Origin of the sequence: Mycobacterium sp., from assembly GCF_032161845.1 — a bacterium.
GTDB lineage: Bacteria > Actinomycetota > Actinomycetes > Mycobacteriales > Mycobacteriaceae > Mycobacterium.
The window spans coordinates 1-2931 of the sequence record NZ_JAVRQA010000466.1; the positions used below are offsets into that span (position 1 = coordinate 1).

4 protein-coding genes are annotated in these 2931 nt (G+C 65.0%); 1 reads left to right on the top strand and 3 read right to left on the bottom strand.

Features of this window, described 5'->3' with window-relative positions; all coding sequences use genetic code 11:
* Positions 1-358: 358 nt before the first annotated feature.
* The gene (gene msrA, locus QOD90_RS25395; protein WP_526354282.1) at positions 359-1123 is read right to left on the bottom strand and encodes a peptide-methionine (S)-S-oxide reductase MsrA; all 765 of its coding nucleotides are present in this window, start codon (positions 1121-1123) and stop codon (positions 359-361) included.
* A gap of 100 nt (positions 1124-1223) precedes the next feature.
* On the opposite strand from msrA, the gene msrB reads away from it, so the two are divergent.
* Positions 1224-1721, top strand: a complete 498-nt coding sequence (gene msrB, locus QOD90_RS25400; RefSeq protein WP_526354284.1) for a peptide-methionine (R)-S-oxide reductase MsrB — start codon at positions 1224-1226, stop codon at positions 1719-1721.
* Here the strand turns inward: msrB and QOD90_RS25405 are convergent.
* Both QOD90_RS25405 and QOD90_RS25410 read right to left on the bottom strand, forming a co-directional pair.
* On the bottom strand, positions 1718-2314 hold the full coding sequence (locus tag QOD90_RS25405; protein WP_526354286.1) for a TetR/AcrR family transcriptional regulator: 597 nt from the start codon (positions 2312-2314) through the stop codon (positions 1718-1720). The genes msrB and QOD90_RS25405 overlap by 4 nt on opposite strands.
* A 96-nt stretch (positions 2315-2410) precedes the next feature.
* On the bottom strand, positions 2411-2931 hold a 521-nt coding region (locus QOD90_RS25410; protein WP_526354288.1), incomplete at its 5' end, for an acyl-CoA dehydrogenase family protein.

The following is a 2931-nucleotide window of genomic DNA, read 5'->3' on the forward strand; positions in this document are numbered from 1 at the left end:
GGCCACCGCCAATGCGCCAACGCGACCGACGTACGCGCCGTACCCGGTTGGCGCCAACCGCCAGTCCCGGACCACGCGATTCTTCGCGCGATGCCGCCCGTGCGTGCGCGCTTGTACCCACCCTGCATTCATCGCTAAGCCCCCCAGGCTCGAGTCGATATCGAGTGTCGACTGCAAAAATTTACGGCCAACAAGGGGAGTTTGCCAGAAAAGTCACAGATGCGGAACAGAAATGTGCCAGCCGAAATAAGTTGCGTTCTAGCTGGGATGATCAAGTCAACTAGGTAGACCGGTCACCGCTTCTGCTGCACGATTCCTGTGCTCAAGATCAACAAGATCAAATGCCAGCAAACGTCGTTCAGCCTTGGCCAGCTCCCACCAAGACGGGCTGCTCGCTATACAGCGCCGGGAACGTCTGCTCGAGCCCATTCAGCTTCGGCATGTCGTATCGCGCGATGTAGGGATACGAGGGGTTCGAGTTCAGGAAGTCCTGGTGGTACGCCTCGGCCGGGTAGAACGCGCCCTTTGGCTCGACCTTGGTCACGATCGGTGCCGGGAAGGCCGCGGCCTTGGTCAGCTGCGCGATGTAGGCGTCCGCGACCTTCTGCTGATCGGCATCCTGCGGGAAGATCGCGGATCGGTAGCTGGTGCCCTCATCGGGACCCTGCCGATTGAGTTGGGTCGGGTCCTGCACGACGGTGAAGAAGACCTGCAGAAGCTGGCCGTAGGTCACCTGGGTGGGGTCGTAGGTGATGCGAACCGACTCGGCGTGCCCGGTCGTCTCCGTGGTGACGTCGTCGTACGTCGGGTTCGCCGTCGTGCCGCCCGTGTACCCCGACTCCGCCCTGGTCACGCCCTTGACGTGCTCGAACACGCCTTGCACGCCCCAGAAGCATCCACCGGCGAGCACTGCCGTCTCGGTCGTTGTCGCGCCGGCTTTCGGTTCGTCGACGATCGGCGCCGGGACCGAGGCGGACAGCGCAGGGGCACCTGCGGGCTGAGCCCGACCGAAGACGGCCCAGGCAACACCCGCCAGCGCGAGGCAGGTCACCAGGATCACGACGATCAGTCCTCTACGCGACGTCCGTGCAGGCACATCGACGCCAGCCTCGTTCAACACCATGACTTCAGTGTGCCTGCGAACAAACCATTTCCGTCCTTCCGGTTGTTACCAGATGCTGACGAAACACCACCCTGATGCGTCGGCGGCCTACCGTGGACCCATGACTGTCCTGAGCCGACGCCACGTCCTGCTCGGCGCCGCCCTTACCGGCGTCCTCGCAGGATGCAGCATGCTGCGCGACCCGGCTTCCGCGGACACCTCGGGTGGAAACTTCGAAGTGACCCACACCGACGCCGAGTGGCACAAGCTTCTCAACGACGACCAGTACGACGTGCTTCGCCAAGCGGGCACCGAGACGCCGTACAGCAGCCCGCTCAACGACGAGCACCGCACGGGCGTCTTCGCCTGCGCCGGTTGCGCACTCGACCTGTTCTCGTCGACGACCAAGTTCGACAGCGGCACCGGTTGGCCGAGCTTCTGGAAGCCTCTCGACAATGCCGTGATCGAAAAGACCGACAGCACTTTGGGAATGAGCCGAACCGAGGTCCTGTGCCGGCGGTGCGGCGGACATCTCGGCCACGTCTTCGATGACGGTCCCAAGCCAACCGGACTGCGCTACTGCATGAATGGCGAGGCGATGACCTTCCGCGCTGCCTAGCGCGGCAGCGGCACCCGTCGACGAACCGCGGCACGTGCGCGCTCGAACACCACGGGGTCACGCTGCAGGACGAAAGACGTACTGGCGGACACCAGGACGGCGTTGAGTTCGAATGCGAGCTGCGCCGGGTCATCGCGAGGGTCGAGTTCGCCGATCGCCATGGCCTTGTGGGCGAGCCGCTCCAGGAGTTCGAGCCAGTCGCGCTGTTGCGCGGCGATCGCATCGTGCACCGGGCCCGGCCGCGTGCCAACGTCGGCGGCCGCCACCGCGAAGAAACACCCGCCGGGAAACACGCGCCGCTCGATGTGCGACAGAAAGGCATCGCAGATCGCGTAGAGGCGCCGAATGCCCTGCGGCGCATCGAGCGCAGGCACGAACACCTCGGCGGTGAAGGTCTCCCGCGCGGAGGCGATCGTCGCCAACTGCAGGTCCTCCTTCGAGCCGAAGTGAGCGAATAACCCGCTCTTGCTCATCCCGATCGCTGTCGCGAGTCCGCCGATGGAGAGGCCGTCAAGTCCGTCGACCGTCGCGAGACGTGCTGCCTCGGCGAGGATCGCCGTCCTCGTGCGTCGGCCCTTCGGCTGCGGCTTCACGTTCCCGAGCGTAAGCGAACGATCGTGCTATTCCCGGCAAGACGGGCCCGCACGACCGTGCTTTTCCCCTTGGCCGCCAGAACACCAGCTCAGGACCTAACGCGGCAGACCGAGCAGCCTCTCGCCCGCGAGGGTGAGCAGGATCTGCTCGCTTCCGCCCGCAATCGTCAAGCAGCGTGCGTTGAGGAAGTCGAACACGGTGTCGTTGTGGACGACGCCCGCGCCCGCGTCCAGCTCCATCCGAATCTCGGACAGCGCCTGCCGGTAGCGCACGCCGATCAACTTGCGCGCGCTGGCCTGCGGGCCTGGATCCTGTCCCCCCACGGCCAGTTCCGCGATCCGCTGGTCGAGCAGTGAGCCAACCTGAGCCGACACGATCAACGCGCCGAGTTGGTCCTGCCCGGCGACGTCGAACTCGAGCGTCGCGACCGTCTTGAGCAATTCCTCCATCGGGTTGCCCAGTGCCGTGCCATGCGACATGGCAACCCGCTCGTTGGCGAGCGTCGTACGTGCCTGCTTCCAGCCGTCGTTGACGGCGCCCACCACCATCTCGTCGGGCACGAAGACGTCGTCGAAGAAGACTTCGTTGAACAAGTTGTCACCGGTGATCTCGCGCA